The organism is Plantimonas leprariae (assembly GCF_008802405.1).
In the GTDB taxonomy this organism is placed as follows: domain Bacteria; phylum Pseudomonadota; class Alphaproteobacteria; order Rhizobiales; family Rhizobiaceae; genus Plantimonas; species Plantimonas leprariae.
Map to the genome: position 1 here is coordinate 15610 of NZ_VZDO01000004.1, position 15583 is coordinate 31192.

General features: G+C 69.9%; 13 protein-coding genes. 6 read left to right on the forward strand and 7 right to left on the reverse strand.

The window, feature by feature from the left end:
* Positions 1 to 9: 9 nt before the first annotated feature.
* The 4 genes from hpnC to betC form a co-directional block, all read right to left on the reverse strand.
* Complete coding sequence (hpnC, locus tag F6X38_RS06425) at positions 10 to 888, reverse strand: squalene synthase HpnC (RefSeq protein ID WP_150968793.1); 879 nt, start codon at positions 886 to 888, stop codon at positions 10 to 12.
* Positions 885 to 2033 (reverse strand): glycosyltransferase, encoded by a 1149-nt coding sequence (locus F6X38_RS06430; RefSeq protein ID WP_150968794.1) that lies wholly within the window; start codon positions 2031 to 2033, stop codon positions 885 to 887. The genes hpnC and F6X38_RS06430 overlap by 4 nt, the downstream gene beginning before the upstream one ends.
* Complete coding sequence (gene hpnA, locus F6X38_RS06435; RefSeq protein WP_150968795.1) at positions 2030 to 3073, reverse strand: hopanoid-associated sugar epimerase; 1044 nt, start codon at positions 3071 to 3073, stop codon at positions 2030 to 2032. Before hpnA ends, F6X38_RS06430 begins: the two co-directional genes overlap by 4 nt.
* A 130-nt stretch (positions 3074 to 3203) precedes the next feature.
* On the reverse strand, positions 3204 to 4715 hold the full coding sequence (gene betC, locus F6X38_RS06440) for a choline-sulfatase (protein WP_150968796.1): 1512 nt from the start codon (positions 4713 to 4715) through the stop codon (positions 3204 to 3206).
* 355 nt (positions 4716 to 5070) lie between these two features.
* Between betC and F6X38_RS06445 the strand changes: the two genes are divergently transcribed.
* The 6 genes from F6X38_RS06445 (at position 5071) to F6X38_RS06470 (ending at position 12284) form a co-directional block, all read left to right on the forward strand.
* Positions 5071 to 5820, forward strand: a complete 750-nt coding sequence (locus F6X38_RS06445; RefSeq protein ID WP_150968797.1) for an electron transfer flavoprotein subunit beta/FixA family protein — start codon at positions 5071 to 5073, stop codon at positions 5818 to 5820.
* 12 nt (positions 5821 to 5832) lie between these two features.
* Entirely contained in the window at positions 5833 to 6762 is a 930-nt protein-coding gene (locus tag F6X38_RS06450; RefSeq protein WP_150968798.1) for an electron transfer flavoprotein subunit alpha/FixB family protein, read from the forward strand.
* A gap of 156 nt (positions 6763 to 6918) precedes the next feature.
* The gene (locus tag F6X38_RS06455) at positions 6919 to 8670 is read left to right on the forward strand and encodes a LysM peptidoglycan-binding domain-containing protein (RefSeq protein WP_150968799.1); all 1752 of its coding nucleotides are present in this window, start codon (positions 6919 to 6921) and stop codon (positions 8668 to 8670) included.
* Positions 8671 to 8838: 168 nt separating this feature from the next.
* Entirely contained in the window at positions 8839 to 10647 is a 1809-nt protein-coding gene (locus tag F6X38_RS06460; protein WP_425482830.1) for an ABCB family ABC transporter ATP-binding protein/permease, read from the forward strand.
* A gap of 97 nt (positions 10648 to 10744) precedes the next feature.
* Positions 10745 to 11443 (forward strand): phosphatidylserine decarboxylase, encoded by a 699-nt coding sequence (locus F6X38_RS06465; protein WP_150968801.1) that lies wholly within the window; start codon positions 10745 to 10747, stop codon positions 11441 to 11443.
* A gap of 4 nt (positions 11444 to 11447) precedes the next feature.
* A complete protein-coding gene (locus F6X38_RS06470) occupies positions 11448 to 12284 on the forward strand; it encodes a CDP-alcohol phosphatidyltransferase family protein (protein WP_246191222.1) in 837 nt (278 codons plus the stop codon).
* A 19-nt stretch (positions 12285 to 12303) separates the two neighbouring features.
* Here F6X38_RS06470 and F6X38_RS06475 read toward each other — a convergent pair whose 3' ends face one another.
* From F6X38_RS06475 to purF, 3 genes are read right to left on the reverse strand one after another with little or no spacing between them, the layout of a single operon-like run.
* Complete coding sequence (locus F6X38_RS06475; RefSeq protein ID WP_150968802.1) at positions 12304 to 13305, reverse strand: KpsF/GutQ family sugar-phosphate isomerase; 1002 nt, start codon at positions 13303 to 13305, stop codon at positions 12304 to 12306.
* Entirely contained in the window at positions 13305 to 14057 is a 753-nt protein-coding gene (locus tag F6X38_RS06480) for an SDR family NAD(P)-dependent oxidoreductase (protein ID WP_150968803.1), read from the reverse strand. Before F6X38_RS06480 ends, F6X38_RS06475 begins: the two co-directional genes overlap by 1 nt.
* On the reverse strand, positions 14050 to 15513 hold the full coding sequence (purF, locus tag F6X38_RS06485; protein WP_150968804.1) for an amidophosphoribosyltransferase: 1464 nt from the start codon (positions 15511 to 15513) through the stop codon (positions 14050 to 14052). Before purF ends, F6X38_RS06480 begins: the two co-directional genes overlap by 8 nt.
* Positions 15514 to 15583 lie beyond the last annotated feature (70 nt).

The following is a 15583-nucleotide window of genomic DNA, read 5'->3' on the forward strand; positions in this document are numbered from 1 at the left end:
GCGCCCGGCTCACGAGCCGGCTCCGGCGCGGTGGACGGAAAAGCGCGCCGCCTTGCGCCCGCCGAAGTAGCCGACGAGGGCGGCGCGTACGGCCACGAAGGCCATTGCCGGCTTGCCGAGATGCACGCGCTCGCTCAGCGGGTCGCGGCGCTGCAGGCCGCGGTTCAGCGTCTCGGCGAGCCGCTGGATCACGACGATTTCGGTGCGCAGGCGCCGGTTCTCGACATGCGCCGGCAGCGCCCTCCCGGTTTCGAGGAGGGCGTCCGTCCGGCGCGCGAGATCGGTGATGGCAGCGCGCAGGCCCGGCGTGGCCTTCGGCGCGGCGAGGTCCTCGACCCGCGCGCCGTGCTCGCGCAGCGTCTCCTCAGGCAGGTAGACGCGGTCGAGGGCGCGATGGTCCTTGGCGCAGTCCTGCAGATGGTTGATGACCTGCAGCGCGGCGCAGAGCGCGTCGGAGGCCGGCCAGGAGCACTGCGGCTCGCCGTGGACATCGAGCACGAAGCGGCCGACCGGCGCGGCCGAGACGGCGCAGTAGTCCATGAGGTCCGCCCAATCGCGGTAGCGCCGTTTCTCGACGTCGAGCCGGAACGCCTTTAGGAGGTCGCAAGGGTGGCGGGCCGAGAGCTTGCGTTCGGCGAGGATGGCGCGGAGCGGCACGGCGTCAGGCGCTTCCGCCTCGCCGAACAGCGTCGCCTCCAGCTCGTCCAGCCGCTCCAGCTTTTCGGGCCCCGGCATCGTCGGATCGTCGGCGATGTCGTCGGCGGCGCGGGCGAAGCGATAGAAGCCGAGGATCGCCGAGCGATGGCGCGCGGATACGAGGCGCGAGGCGACGGGGAAGTTCTCGCCGCGATGCGTCTTCGTCGGGATCCGCGCCTGGCCTTCCGTCATGTCCTCGTCTCGGCCTGCACGCGCCCTTTCCACGTGCCGCCCCGGCCCCGGCCGTGCTGCAGGGCGGAGTCGAAGGTGAAGAAGGCGTAGGCCCCAGCAATAAGCGGCAGGAGCGGCGCCGTCCACCACCCGGTGCGATAGAAGCGCACCATCGGCAGGAAGGCGAGCGTCATCGCCGCCCAGCCGGCGAGGCCGAGGAGGCGAGCCCAGCCGGCGGAGAACAGTGCCGCCAGCGCCGGAACCAGGAACACCAGCGCGAGGCCGGCGAGGGCGACGAGGAGGCGTGAGGGCGAGTAGCGCAGTTCCGCATAGGCCGAACGCGTCACCATGGCGCGGATGTCGGCGAAGGCGGGGTAGGGGCGCACGCTTCGCACGTCCGGCGTCAGCCCGAGCCAGACGGGGCCGACGCGCTTCATCAGGCGGCCGAGCGCACAGTCGTCGATCAGGCTGTTGCGGATCGCCGCCACGCCGCCGGCCTCGATCAGCGCGGTGCGCGTCAGCAGCATCGAACCGCCGGCCGCCGCGGCGCAGCGGTGCTCCGGGCGCCGCACTAGAGCGAAGGGGTAGAGCATGCGGAAGAAGAAGACGAAGGCCGGCACGAGCAGCCTCTCGGCGAGGCTTGCCGTCCGCAGGAGGACCATCAGCGAGGTCAGCACCGTTCCCCGGCGCCGATGCTGCGCGACGAGGCGCGCGAGCGTACCGGGGCCGTAGGAGATGTCGGCATCCGTGAAGAGGATCAGCTCCGGCGGCTCGGGGTTCGCATTCGCCCGGTCGAAACCCTGGCTCATGGCCCAGAGCTTGCCCGTCCAGCCGGGCGGCAGCGGCTGGCCGCGCAGCACGGTCAGCGCGTCGCTCCGGCCGATCTCCGCTGCCGCCTGGGCGGCGACATCGGCGGTGCCGTCGTCACTCCCGTCGTCCACCACGACGAGGTGGAACGGGCCGGCATAATCTTGGCCGAGCAGCGAGCCGACCGTTCCGGCGATCACCGACGCCTCGTTCCGCGCCGGAACCACCGCGACGACGGACGGATGGCGGTCGGACACGGGGGATGCCGGCAGCATGTCGGGCGCGAGCCGCCAGAACCCGCCCCGGAAGGCGAGAAGATACAGCCAGACGACGAGGGCGAGGCCGGCAAGAAGGATCACGCGATCCGCCCCGCCTCAGTGAACCAGCGGAGCGCGTCGGCGATGCCCTCCTGCCAGGGGCGGCTGCGGTAGCCGAGTTCGGCCCGGGCCTTCGCGTCGTCGAAGAACATGCGTTTGCGGGCCATGCGGAGCGCGTCGAAGCTGATGAAGGGCTCGCGCCCGGTGACGCGGGCGACGCCTTCCGCCAGCGCCGCCAGCGGCAGGAGCGCCGGCACGGGCAGGCGCAGGGACGGCGCCCGACGACCGCGCCGCGCCGCGATCTCGGCCAGCATGTCGGCGAGGGTCACGTCCTCGCCGCCGAGGATGTAACGCTCGCCGATCCGCCCGCGTCGGAGCGCCAAGAGGTGGCCGGCGGCGACGTCGTCGACATGCGCGAGGTTGAGGCCGGTGTCGACGAAGGCCGGCATGCGCCCGCCCGCCGCCTCGATGATGATCCGGCCGGTCGGCGTCGGCCGGGCGTCGCGCGGACCGATCGGCGTCGAGGGGTTCACGATTACGACGTCGAGGCCCTTCGCCGCGTAGTCGAGCGCCACCGCCTCGGCGAGCACCTTCGAGCGCTTGTAGACGCCGACGGCCTCCGACGCCGAGGCCGCGTCGTCTTCGGTCGCCCGGCGGCCCGGCTCGGTCGGCGGCCGCAGCGTCGCGACGCTGCTGGTATGGACGACGCGCTCGACCCCGGCGCGAAGCGCGGCTTCCATCACGTGCTGGGTGCCCTCAACATTGGTGCGCAGCATCGCCGCCGGGTCGCGGGTCCACAGCCGGTAGTCGGCTGCCGCGTGCACCACGTAGCGCGCGCCGTCGAACACCGCCGCCAGAGAGGCGGGATCGGTGACGTCGCCCGATGCCAACTCGACGCCGGGCAGCTCGGCGCCGCGACGGTCGCTTGCCGGGCGCACCATCGCGCGCACCGCGAAGCCGGCATCGCGGAAGGCGCGCACCAGCGCCGAGCCGAGGAAGCCGCCGGCGCCGGTGATCGCGACGATGCCGCCGGGCTCGGAGGCGGGCGAAGGATCGCCCGACGCCTCCGGCCTGCCGGCCACCGATGAGTCCGAATTCAGGATGGTCCCGTCCTTCCCGCGCGCCGCCGCATGGAGCGTTCGAGCGCCGCTTAGCACGCACCCGCCCGGACGGGGAGCGATTTGCTTCGCCGCCGAACGATGGCGGGCGATGTCAGTCGCCGCGCGGAAAGCGCTGGCGTTCCTCCAGGTCGTCGAGGTTCATGTGGTTGCGCATGTAGCGCTCCGAGGCCTTCTGCAGCGGCTGGTAGTCCCACGGGAAGTACGCGCCGTTGCGCAGCGCCTCGTAGGCGACGCGCCGCCGCGCCTGGCTCTCGCGCACCTCGGCGTCGAAGCGGGCGAGGTCCCAGCGCTCCGCCGCCTGCGCGCGCAACCGCGTTTCGGCTTCCGCGTAGAACGGCTGCCCGGCGAGGTTCGTCAGCTCGTGCGGGTCGGTGTCGAGGTCGAAGAGCTGCGGCGGGTCGCGGTCGCAGCGGACGTACTTGAACCGGCCCTCGCGAAGCGCGACCATCGGCGCTTCGGAGCCTTCCGCCGCGTATTCCATCGGCACCGCCGGCCGGGCCTCGCCGCGGGTGATCGCGGAGAGCGGCACGCCGTCCGTCCAGGGCTCCACCGCGGCGAGGTCGAGCCCGGCGATCTCGGCCAGCGTCGGCACGATGTCGAGCGTCGAGACCGGGGTCTCGACGAGGCCGGAGCGCAGGCCGGGCGCGGCGATCAGCAGCGGCACGCGCGCCGAACTCTCGAAGAAGTTCATCTTGAACCACAGGCCGCGCTCGCCCAGCATGTCGCCGTGGTCGGAGGTGAAGAGGATCGCCGTGTTCTCGTCCAGCCGGCAGTCGCGCAGGATGCGCAGGAGCTCGCCGACCTTGTCGTCGATGTACGAGATGTTGGCGAAATAGGCCCGGCGCGAGCGCCGCACCATCTCCGGCGTGATGTCGTAGAGATGGTCGTTGCAGGCCTTCAGGAGGCGCAGCGAATGCGGATCGAACGCCGCGTCCGGCAGCCTTCCGACCGCCGGTTCGAGCGCCGGGCAGTCCTCGTAGAGATCCCAGAACCGCCGGCGCGCCACGTAGGGATCGTGCGGATGGGTGAAGGACACGGTGAGGCAGAACGGCCGCTCGTCCCGGCTCCGGGCGTAGTCGTAGAGCTTCGCGCCGGCGAAGTGCGCGACCTCGTCGTCGTATTCGAGCTGGTTGCTGATCTCGGCGACGCCGGCATTCGTGACCGAGCCGAGGTTGTGGTACCACCAGTCGATCCTTGTCTCCGGGTGGCGGTAGTCCGGCGTCCAGCCGAAATCGGCCGGATAGACGTCGGTCGTCAGCCGCTCCTCGAAGCCGTGAAGCTGGTCCGGCCCGACGAAGTGCATCTTGCCGCTGAGCGCCGTACGGTAGCCGGCGCGACGGAGGTGATGCGCGTAGGTGGGAATCGCGGAGGCGAACTCGGCCGCGTTGTCGTAGACTTCCGTGCGGGACGGAAGCTGCGCCGTCATCAGCGAGGCTCGTGCCGGGGCGCAGAGCGGGCTCGCGGTGTAGCAGTTACGGAAACGGGCGGCGCGCGCCGCGATGCCGCGAAGGTTCGGCGCGTGCAGGAACGGCGCGGGACCGTCCGGGAACAGCGTTCCGTTGAGCTGGTCCACCACGACGACGAGGATGTTGGGGCGGGACATTCGGCACCGTTCGGCAGGGTCGCGGCGAGTCGCCGCCTGGGCGAAGCTTTACGCGCTCCCCGGCCGGAGGTCGAAACCGCCTGCGCCGCCGCGCGGCGCGATGAGGACAGGGCCGGCGGGTTCCGCAGCGGCCTTACCCGTCACGCCGCCGCGCGGAGGGCGCGGCCGGCGCGGTCGCCGTCGCAAAAAGGATGGTTCGCCCGTTCGCGACATGCTCTCACTCGGCGCGATGCGAAGGACGGGCGGGCCGGAGTTGCGGTTTGCCTCGGGTCGGGGCCGGTGTTAATCGGCTCCCGGCCCCGTTTGCCGAACGGGCTCGCTCCTGATCCTCGCGCCGGAACCGGTGGTGTTTGCGATGAAGATACTGGTCTGCGTCAAGCGTGTCGTCGACTACAACGTGAAGATCCGGGTGAAGGCGGACGGCACGGGCGTCGACCTCGCCAACGTGAAGATGTCGATGAACCCGTTCGACGAGATCGCGGTGGAGGAGGCGGTCCGCCAGAAGGAGAAGGGCGGCGTCGAAGAGATCGTCGCCGTTTCGATCGGTCCGCAACAGGCGCAGGAGACGCTGCGCACCGCTCTCGCGATGGGCGCGGATCGCGGCATCCTGGTCAAGGCGGACGGCGTCGTCGAGCCGCTGGCCGTGGCGAAGATCCTGAAGGGCGTCGTCGAGGCCGAGAAGCCGGACCTCGTGATCCTCGGCAAGCAGGCGATCGACGACGACGCGAACCAGACCGGGCAGATGCTCGCCGGGCTGCTGGGCTGGGCGCAGGGCACTTTCGCCTACCGGCTGGAGACGGCGGAAGGCCGGTCCAAGGTAACGCGCGAGGTCGACGGCGGCCTGCAGACGGTGGACCTGAAGCTGCCGGCGATCATCACCACGGACCTTCGCCTCAACGAGCCGCGCTACGCTTCGCTGCCGAACATCATGAAGGCGAAGAAGAAGCCGCTGGAGGAGAAGGTGCCGGGGGACTTCGGCGTCGACGTCGCGCCGCGGCTTGAGGTTCTGAAGACGGTGGAGCCGCCGAAACGCTCGGCCGGCGTGAAGGTCGGCTCGGTGGACGAGCTGATCTCGAAGCTGCGCACCGAAGCCGGCCTGATCTGAGGGACGAGAACCATGACGACGTTGCTGATCGCCGATCACGAGAACACCACGCTGTCGGACCAGACGGCGAAGGCGCTGACCGCCGCGCTGGCGCTGGGCGGCGACGTCCACGTGCTGGTCGCCGGCGAGGGGGCCGGGGTCGCGGCCGATGCCGCGGCGAAGCTGCAAGGCGTCGCGAAGGTGCTGCTCGCGGAAGGGCCGGCGTTGGCGCACCGTCTGGCCGAGCCCTTTGCCGACCTCGTGGTGAAGCTCGCCGCGAACTACGACGCGATCGTCGCGCCCTCCACCACGACGACGCGCAACGTGCTGCCGCGCGCGGCGGCGCTGCTCGACGTGATGCAGGTCTCCGATGTCACCGCCATCCACGGGGCCGATACGTTCGAGCGGCCGATCTATGCCGGCAACGCCGTGCAGACGGTGAAGTCGAGCGACAGGGTGAAGGTGCTGACGGTCCGTACCACCGCCTTCGCGGCGGCGTCCGAAGGCGGGTCGGCGCCGGTGGAGCGGATCGAAGCGGGCGGCGATACGGGCCTGTCCGCCTTCGTCGAGGAGAAGCTGCAGGAGAGCGAGCGGCCGGAACTGATGAGCGCGAAGATCGTCGTCTCCGGCGGCCGGGCGCTCGGCTCGAAGGAGAAGTTCGAGGAAGTTGTGCTGCCGCTGGCCGACAAGCTCGGCGCGGCGGTGGGCGCTTCCCGCGCGGCGGTTGATGCCGGCTACGCGCCGAACGACTGGCAGGTCGGGCAGACCGGCAAGGTCGTCGCGCCGCAGCTCTACGTCGCCTGCGGCATCTCGGGCGCGATCCAGCATCTCGCCGGCATGAAGGACTCCAAGGTCATCGTCGCGATCAACAAGGACGAGGAAGCGCCGATCTTCCAGATCGCCGACTACGGCCTCGTCGGCGACCTCTTCCAGATCCTGCCGGAGATGACGAGCAAGCTCTGAAACCGGCGCGGCGGGGGACACGTCGAAGTTTAGGCGTTTACCCAACGGACCTCGCGTCGCGCGAACAACTTGTTTGCCGGTCATGCCTTCGTTAAGCTTTTGTAAAAGCGGGCGAAGGCGTGTTTTGCCTCGCCCGGTCGCGTGAGGCGTTCGAGCATGAGCCGGAAGTTCTCCATCCTGGTGGCATTCTGCGTCGTGCTTTTCGGCGCGATACTGGCCGGCTACTGGGACATGCTCGACTCGGAGAAGCTGCGGCTGGTCCGCGATCAGGCCTCCGACTCCGTCGCCGAACTGACCGGGACGCGCTCCGACGCCGGAGGAACGTCGTCGGATGGAGCGCCGCCGGTGCAGACCCCGCCGGCCGTGGTGCCGGCCTCGCCCGAGCCGGTGGCAGCAGCGGGTGCGGCGGCCGAGCCCGGAACGGGCGCAGCCGGACCGACCGAGGCGGCGGGGGGCGCGCCAGCGAGCGAGCAGCCGACGCGCGAGGCATCCTTGCCGCCAGCCGCGCCCCCGGCGGCGCAGTCGCCGAAGGCTCCGGCCGCTTCGCCGGCCGCTGAGCCGCCGCGCTTCGACATCCTCCGGGTGGAGCCCGACGGTTCGGCCGTGCTCGCCGGCCGCGCCGCGCCGAACGCCGAGGTGAAGCTCCTCGACGGCGAGCGGACGCTCGGCACCGCCAAGGCCTCGCCCGGCGGCGACTTCGCCATCGTGCTGGACGAGCGCCTGCCAGCCGGCGATCACCAGATCCGCATCGAGGCGGCCGGAAACGGCAAGCCGCCGACGCAGTCCGAGGAAACGGCGATCGTCAGCGTGCCGCGTCCCGGCGAGCCGGGCGAGCTGCTCGCCATGGTCGAGGCCCCGAACCGGCCTTCACGCATCATCACCCTGCCGAGCGCGGAACCGGCGGCAAAGGGGCCGGCGGAAGCGCCTGACGTTGCCGCCGCGGGTTCCGGCGATACCGACGAGTCGAAGGCAGCTGCCCCGGCGGGCACCGTGGAAACGGCCGCGAACCAGCCGGAGCCATCGGTGAAGCCGGCCCTTTCCGCTCCCCCTCCCGCCGTGGCCGCGATCCCGCAGAACCCGGCGAAGACACCGGCTGCCGCTTCGCCGTCGCCTTTCGGCGTGGAGGCGGTCGAGATCGAGAACGGTCGCGTCTATATCGCCGGGCGCGCGCCGGGCACGGATCCGGTGCGGGTCTATATCGACAACAAGCTGGTCGGCGAGGATTCGAAGCGTGCGAACGGCCGCTTCCTCGTCACCGCCAAGGTGCCGCTAGCCACCGGCGATCACCAGATCCGCGCCGACATGATCACGACCGGCGGCATCGTCGCCTCCCGCGTCGAGGTGCCCTTCGCGAAGCCGGAGGGCGAGGCGATGTCCGCGATCGCTTCCAACGATGCGGGCGGCGGCGAGGATCGCCCGGCGCCGCCCGCATCGAGCGTCGAACCGCCGGCGCCAGCCGTCCCTTCGGCTACACCTGCGCCAGCGGCTTCCGCGGCTGTAGCCGCGGCGACTCCTTCCGCTGCCGAACCGTCGGGGCAGCCCGAAGCGACCGCGTCGGCTCCCGCACCTCTCGCGACGCCGCCCGCTTCGACCCCGCCCGCCGAGGTCGCCGTCGTCGCGAAACCGGTGGATGCCGCCAAGGCGCCGTCCCCGGCCGCGACGGAGGAGACGAGCAAGATCGCCACCGTCCGCCAGCCGGCGCTGGAAAGCGTCCAGGCGCGCGTCCTCATCCGGCGCGGCGATTCGCTCTGGCGCATCTCGCGACAGACCTACGGTGCCGGCCGCCGCTACACGGTGATCTACCTCGCGAACGGCGACCAGATCCGCAATCCGAACCGCATCTATCCGGGCCAGGTCTTCCGCCTGCCGAAGCACGATGCGAAGCCGGGATCGACCGCGTCGAACTGACCTGCCGGCGCGCGAGCCTTTCCTTCGGCCGGCCGAGCGATTAGAACGCCTCCAAACCGGCCCGCCCGTCGCGGGCCCGGACGGACCGATCCCTCCTTGTCGAACCCGCATTCGAAGACCGTCGACAGCGGCCAGACGCTGTCCACGCTGCGCAACCTCTGGCCCTACATGTGGCCGATGGAACGGCCGGACCTTCGGGCCCGCGTCGTCTGGGCGACGTTCTGGCTGGTGCTCGCCAAGGTCCTCACCGTTGGCATCCCCTATTTCTACAAGTGGGCGACCGACGCGCTGACCGGGCGGAACAGCGCGGCGGAATGGCTGCCGCTTTTCCTCACCGGCGCGGCGACGCTGGTGATCGCCTACAACGTCGCGCGGATCCTGTCGGTCGCGTTGAACCAGTTGCGCGACGCGCTCTTCGCCAGCGTCGGCCAGTACGCGGTGCGGAAGCTCGCCTTCCGCACCTTCAACCACCTGCACCGGCTGTCGCTGCGCTTCCATCTGGAGCGGCGCACCGGCGGGCTGTCGCGCATCATCGAGCGCGGCACCAAGGGTATCGAGACGATCGTGCGCTTCACGATCCTCAACACGATCCCGACCGTGTTCGAATTCGCGTTGACGGCGGCGGTCTTCGGCTTCGGCTACGGCCTCTCCTACGTCGCCGTGGTGACGCTGACGGTTGTTCTCTATTCCTGGTTCACGATCTGGGCGAGCGACTGGCGCATCGTGATCCGTAAGGAGATGAACGACTCCGATACGGACGCGAATACCAAGGCGATCGATTCGCTCCTGAACTTCGAGACGGTGAAGTACTTCGGCAACGAGGCGATGGAGGCGGACCGCTTCGACCGCTCGATGGCGCGCTACGAAAAGGCGGCGACGGCGACCTGGGTCTCGCTCGGCTGGCTGAACTTCGGGCAGGGCGTGATCTTCTCGATCGGCATGGGCGTCGCGATGGTGATGTCCGCCTTCGAGGTCCGCGCCGGCACGCAGACGATCGGCGACTTCGTGCTGATCAACTCGCTGCTGATGCAGCTTTCGATCCCCTTGAACTTCATCGGCTTCATCTATCGCGAGATCCGGCAGGGGCTCACCGACATCGAGGAGATGTTCGCGCTGCTCGACGTGCCGGAAGAGGTGCGCGACCGCGCCGACGCCGCGCCGTTGCGCGTTTCCGCCGGCGCGATCCGCTTCGAGGACGTGCGCTTCCGCTACGAGAACGGCCGCGAGATCCTGCGCGGTATCTCGTTCGACGTGCAGCCCGGAGCCACGGTCGCGATCGTCGGCCCGTCGGGTGCCGGCAAGTCGACGATCTCCCGCCTCCTGTTCCGCTTCTACGACGTCCAGTCGGGGCGGATCACGATCGACGGACAGGACATCGCCAGCGTCACGCAGTCGTCGCTGCGCGCGTCGATCGGCATCGTGCCGCAGGACACGGTGCTGTTCAACGAGACGATCGAGTACAACATCCGCTACGGCCGCACGGAAGCGAGCGCCGAAGAGGTCCGCGCCGCCGCGAACCGCGCCCAGATCGGCCGGTTCATCGAACTCCTGCCGGAGGGCTACGGCGCGATGGTCGGCGAGCGGGGGCTGAAGCTTTCGGGCGGCGAAAAGCAGCGCGTCGCCATCGCCCGCACGCTCCTGAAGTCGCCGCCGATCCTCGTGCTCGACGAGGCGACCTCGGCGCTCGACACCCATACGGAGCAGGAAATCCAGTCGGCGCTGGACGAGGCGGGCAGGGGCCGCACGACGCTGACCATCGCGCACCGGCTCTCCACCATCGTCGACGCGGACGAGATCCTCGTCCTGAAGGCCGGCGAGATCGTCGAGCGCGGCACGCACCGCTCGCTGCTTGAAGCCGGGGGGCTCTATGCCGAGATGTGGCGCATGCAGCGCGAGGCGACGGAGGCCGAGGAGGCGCTGCGCCGCGCCCGCGAGGCCGACGAGTTCGGCATCGTCGACCGCAAGCGCATCGCCTGACCGCCGGGCCTTGCGCCTCCAACGTCACTTGAACCGCGCCCGTTTTCGGGCTTGATGGCGCCTGCTCGACGCGACCTGCCGAAAGGAATGCCCGAGGATGGATATCCTCAATTCGATCCGAAACGTCCTCGTGCCGATCCACCGGGCCGGCTATCCGTTCATCGCGACCTTCCTCGTGGTCTCGATCCTGCTCGGCCTGTTCTGGCAGCCGATGTTCTGGCTCGGCCTCGTGCTGACGCTCTGGTGCGCCTACTTCTTCCGCGATCCGCAGCGCGTGACGCCGCTCGCCGAGGACGTCGCGGTCAGCCCGGCGGACGGGCGCGTCTCGCTGGTCGGCCACGTCACGCCGCCGGCCGAGCTCGAACTCGGCACCGATCCGCTGCTGCGCGTCTCGATCTTCATGAACGTCTTCGACTGCCACGTGAACCGCGCGCCGATGCGCGGCCGCGTCGCGCGCATCAGCTATCGCGAGGGCGAGTTCCGGAACGCCGAGCTCGACAAGGCGAGCGAGGTGAACGAGCGCAACTCGATGGTGATCGAGAGCGCCAAGGGCGAGATCGGCGTCGTGCAGATCGCCGGCCTCGTCGCGCGGCGCATCCTCTGCTTCTCGGCCACCGGCGACCGGCTGGAAGCGGGCGAGCGGATCGGCCTCATCCGCTTCGGCTCGCGGCTCGACATCTATTTTCCCGAAGGCGCGCGCCCGCGCGTCGCCGAAGGGCAGAAGGCGGTGGCGGGCGAGACGGTGATCGCCGAGTTCGCTGACGGTCCGTCCTCCTATCCCGCCCGGCGGGACTGAGCCCTTGGCGTCGCCGTTCCAGCCCTTCGAGCCGGCGGTTCCCGACTACGAGGACGAGATGGCCGCCCGCGCCGGCGAGCGTCGGCGCATCCCGGTCCGCCATATCGTGCCGAACCTCGTCACCATCGTCGCGATCTGCGCCGGCATGACCGGCATGCGACTCGCCTTCGAGGGCCGCTTCGAACTCGCCGTCGGCCTCGTCATCGTGGCGGCGCTGCTCGACGGCATCGACGGGCGCATCGCGCGGATGCTGAAAGGCCAGAGCCGGTTCGGCGCGGAGATGGATTCGCTCGCGGACATCGTGAACTTCGGCGTGGTGCCGGCGACGGTGCTCTATGCCTTCTCGCTGCACAATGTCGGGCCGACGGGCTGGATCGCGGCGCTGCTCTACGTCAGCACCTGCGCGCTCCGCCTCGCGCGCTTCAACACGATGCTGGAAGGGCCGAAGCGGCCGGCCTGGCAGACGAAGTTCTTCACCGGCGTTCCCGCGCCGGCCGGCGCCGGTCTGGCACTGTTTCCGGTCTATCTCAGCTTCACCGGCATCGACATCGGCGAGCCGCGCCTGACCGCGGCCCTCTCGGCGGTGCATCTCCTCCTCGTCGGCTTCCTGATGGCGAGCCGCATCCCGACCTGGTCCGGCAAGACCATCTCGGTGCGCGTCCGGCGCGACTACGTCATCCCGGTGATGCTGGGCGTCGTGCTCTACATCGTCCTCTTGGCGACGTTCCTGTGGGAAACGCTGACGGTGACGGTCGCCGCCTACTACGTCTCGATCTTCTTCTCGCTCCGCGATTATCGCCGGCATCTTCGGATGCCGGAGGCGGAGCCGGAAGAAGGGTAGGGCGCGAGGGCCGGCGGCGTCAGACGATGCCGAGCGCCAGGAGGTCCTTGAGCTGGACGAGGCCGCAGATGCCACCGTCCGCATCGGTGACGAAGATGGCCGAAACGCGCCGTTCCTCGCACAGCGCCAGCGCGTCGACGGCGAGCCGGTCCGCGCCGATCGCGAGCGGCGAGGCCGTCATCATGTCGGCGGCGCTCTGGTCGAGCGTCGGCCGCGCTTCCAGCGCCCGCCTGAGGTCGCCATCGGTGACGATGCCGGCGAAGCGGCCGCTCTCGTAGACGGCGGTCGCACCGCACTGGCCCCGGCTGATTACCGCGATCACCTCGGTCATCGGGCTCGTCGTCTCGACGCGCGGCATGGCTTTGAGGTGCGGCATGCGGTCCAGCACCTCGTGCAGCTTCAAGAGCTGCGCGCCGAGCTTGCCGCCCGGGTGGAACTTGGCGAAATCGTCACGCTGGAAGTTCCGCACCCGCATCAGCGCCGAGGCGAGCGCGTCGCCGAGGACGAGGCTCATCGTCGTCGACGTCATCGGCGCAAGCGAGATCGGGCAGGCTTCCGCCGCCTCCGGCAAGCGCAGCACGGCATCGGCGTAGCGGCCGAGCGACGAATCAGGCTTTGCCGTCATCGCGATCAGCCGGACTTGGAAGCGGCGGCAATATTCGACGATCGGCTGCATCTCGGCGCTTTCGCCCGAGTTCGAGATGGCGAGCACGATGTCCGTCTCGCCGATCATGCCGAGATCGCCGTGCGCGGCTTCGGCGGCGTGCAGGAAGAAGGCCGGCGTGCCGGTGGAAGCCAGCGTCGCGGCGATCTTCTGGCCGACATGCCCGGACTTGCCGACGCCGGTGACGACGACCCGCCCCCGGCAGACATCGATCAGTTCCACCACATGCGCGAACGCGGCGTCGATCGAGGCGGCGAGCGCGTTCAACCCCTCGATCTCGATCGCGATCGTCTGACGCGCCGTTTCCAGCGGCTCGTTGCCGATCGGATCGAGGGCGACGAGGGAGGGCCGCGACATCAGGCCGGCTTCTGGTAGGCGGTGAACCGGTTCTCACGGACGTTGAAGAGCCCGCCGGTTTCCGTCACCTCGGTGAAGAGCAGCGGCAGGATGCGCGCCGCGACGTCCTCGGCCGTCGGCAGCGTCAGCGGGTCCTCGCCGGGCATCGCCTGCTTGCGCATGGCGGTGCGCGTCGCGCCGGGATCGACGGAGTTGACGCGCAGCGCCAATGTGTCCGTCTCATGCGCCCAGGAGCGCACCAGTGCCTCGCAGGCGGCCTTGGTCGCGGCATAGAGGCTCCAGAACGCCTTGCAGCTATGCGCCGCGCCGGACGACAGCACCACGGCGCGTCCGGCCTCCGAGCGCCGCAGGAGCGGGTCCACCGCGCGGATCAGCCGCCAGGTGGCGGTGACGTTGACGGCAAACGTCTTCTCGAAGACCTTCGCCTCGATATGCCCGATCGGCGACAGGACGCCGAGCATGCCGGCATTGGCGACGAGACCGTCGAGCCGGCCCCACCGCTCCGCGATCGCCCCGCCGAGCCGGTCGATCCCGGCCATGTCGGCGAGGTCGAGCGGCGCGAGCGTCGCCGAACCGCCGGCCGCCTTGATCTCGTCGTCGAGCTCTTCGAGGCCGCCGACCGTGCGGGCGACCGCCACGACATGCGCGCCCTCCGCCGCGATCAGCCGGGCGAGCGCGCGGCCGATGCCGCGAGACGCGCCGGTGACGACCGCGACCCTGCCTTCGAGCCGCCGCGCGGCCGGGTCAGACATTGCCGCCGAGGACCGAAAGCGGACGGACGTTGTCGGCGGCGTCGAGGTCGGTCAGCGAGGTCGGATAGTCGCCGGTGAAGCAGGCATCGCAGTATTGCGGCGCGTGCGGGTTGCGGCCGCTCGCCTCGTCCGTCGCCCGATAGAGGCCGTCGATGGAGATGAAGGCGAGCGAATCGACCTGGATGAAATCGCGCATCTCTTCGATCGACATCTTGGCGGCGAGGAGCTTCGAGGTTTCCGGCGTGTCGACGCCGTAGAAGCAACTCGACGTTGTCGGCGGCGAAGCGATGCGCATGTGCACCTCCTTCGCGCCGGCATCGCGCACCATCCGCACGATCTTCTGCGAGGTGGTGCCGCGCACGATCGAATCGTCGACCAGCACCACGCGCTTGCCTTCGATCATGCGGCGGTTGGCGTTGTGCTTCAGCTTCACGCCCATGTGGCGGATCGCGTCGCCCGGCTGGATGAAGGTGCGCCCGACATAGTGGTTGCGAATGATGCCGAGCTCGAAGGGGATGCCGGCTTCCTGCGCGTAGCCGAGGGCGGCGGGGACGCCGGAGTCGGGCACCGGCACCACGACGTCCGCCGGTTCGCCGCTCTCGCGCGCGAGTTCGGCCCCGATGCGCTTGCGGATCTCGTAGACGTTCCGACCCTCCACATGGCTGTCCGGCCGGGCGAAGTAGACGTATTCGAAGATGCAGAAGCGCGATTTCCGCTTCTGGAACGGGAAGAGGCTCTCGATGCCGCTTTCCGAGACGATGACCATCTCGCCCGGCTCGATGTCGCGGACGAAATCCGCCCCGATGATGTCGAGCGCGCAGGTTTCGGAGGCGAGGATCGGCGAGCCTTCGAGATCGCCGAGGACGAGCGGTCGGATGCCGAGCGGATCGCGGACGCCGACCATCGTCTTCGGCGACAGACCGACGAGGCTGAACGAGCCTTCGAGCCGCGACAGCGCGTCGATCAGCTTGTCGGCGAGGTGACGCGCGCCGCTCGTCGCGACGAGATGCAGGATCGTCTCGGTGTCGGAGGTCGAGGAGAAGATCGAGCCGCGCCGCTGCAACTCGCGCTGCACGGTGAGAGCGTTGGTGATGTTGCCGTTGTGCGCGACGGCGAAGCCGCCGGAGGAGAGTTCGGCGAAGAACGGCTGCACGTTGCGCAGGCCGCCGCCGCCGCTCGTCGCATAGCGCGTATGCCCGATCGCGGCATGACCCGGCAGGCTTTCGAGAACGCTTTGCCTGGTGAAGCTGTCGCCGATGAGGCCGGCATGGCGCTCGACATGGAACTGCGCGCCGTCATGGCTGACGATGCCAGCCGCCTCCTGGCCGCGGTGCTGGAGCGCGTGGAGGCCCAAAACGACGAAACGCGCCGCGTCCTGCCGCTGGAAGATGCCGAAGACGCCGCATTCGTCGTGGAACGCATCGTCGTCGGAAGCGTCGAACGGAGTCTCATCCATGACGTGGGCTCGCCTGCGAAACGACGCGGGACCCGGTCGATACGTGATCGCCGGTCCGAATGCCGAACGT

Bases quoted from the DNA above. Each gene is read 5' to 3' on its own strand.
- hpnC (WP_150968793.1), bottom strand. From the start codon at position 888: ATGACGGAAGGCCAGGCGCGGATCCCGACGAAGACGCATCGCGGCGAG.
- betC (WP_150968796.1), bottom strand. From the start codon at position 4,715: ATGTCCCGCCCCAACATCCTCGTCGTCGTGGTGGACCAGCTCAACGGA.
- F6X38_RS06445 (WP_150968797.1), top strand. From the start codon at position 5,071: ATGAAGATACTGGTCTGCGTCAAGCGTGTCGTCGACTACAACGTGAAG.
- F6X38_RS06450 (WP_150968798.1), top strand. From the start codon at position 5,833: ATGACGACGTTGCTGATCGCCGATCACGAGAACACCACGCTGTCGGAC.
- F6X38_RS06455 (WP_150968799.1), top strand. From the start codon at position 6,919: ATGAGCCGGAAGTTCTCCATCCTGGTGGCATTCTGCGTCGTGCTTTTC.
- F6X38_RS06460 (WP_425482830.1), top strand. From the start codon at position 8,839: ATGTGGCCGATGGAACGGCCGGACCTTCGGGCCCGCGTCGTCTGGGCG.
- F6X38_RS06465 (WP_150968801.1), top strand. From the start codon at position 10,745: ATGGATATCCTCAATTCGATCCGAAACGTCCTCGTGCCGATCCACCGG.
- F6X38_RS06475 (WP_150968802.1), bottom strand. From the start codon at position 13,305: ATGTCGCGGCCCTCCCTCGTCGCCCTCGATCCGATCGGCAACGAGCCG.
- F6X38_RS06480 (WP_150968803.1), bottom strand. From the start codon at position 14,057: ATGTCTGACCCGGCCGCGCGGCGGCTCGAAGGCAGGGTCGCGGTCGTC.
- purF (WP_150968804.1), bottom strand. From the start codon at position 15,513: ATGGATGAGACTCCGTTCGACGCTTCCGACGACGATGCGTTCCACGAC.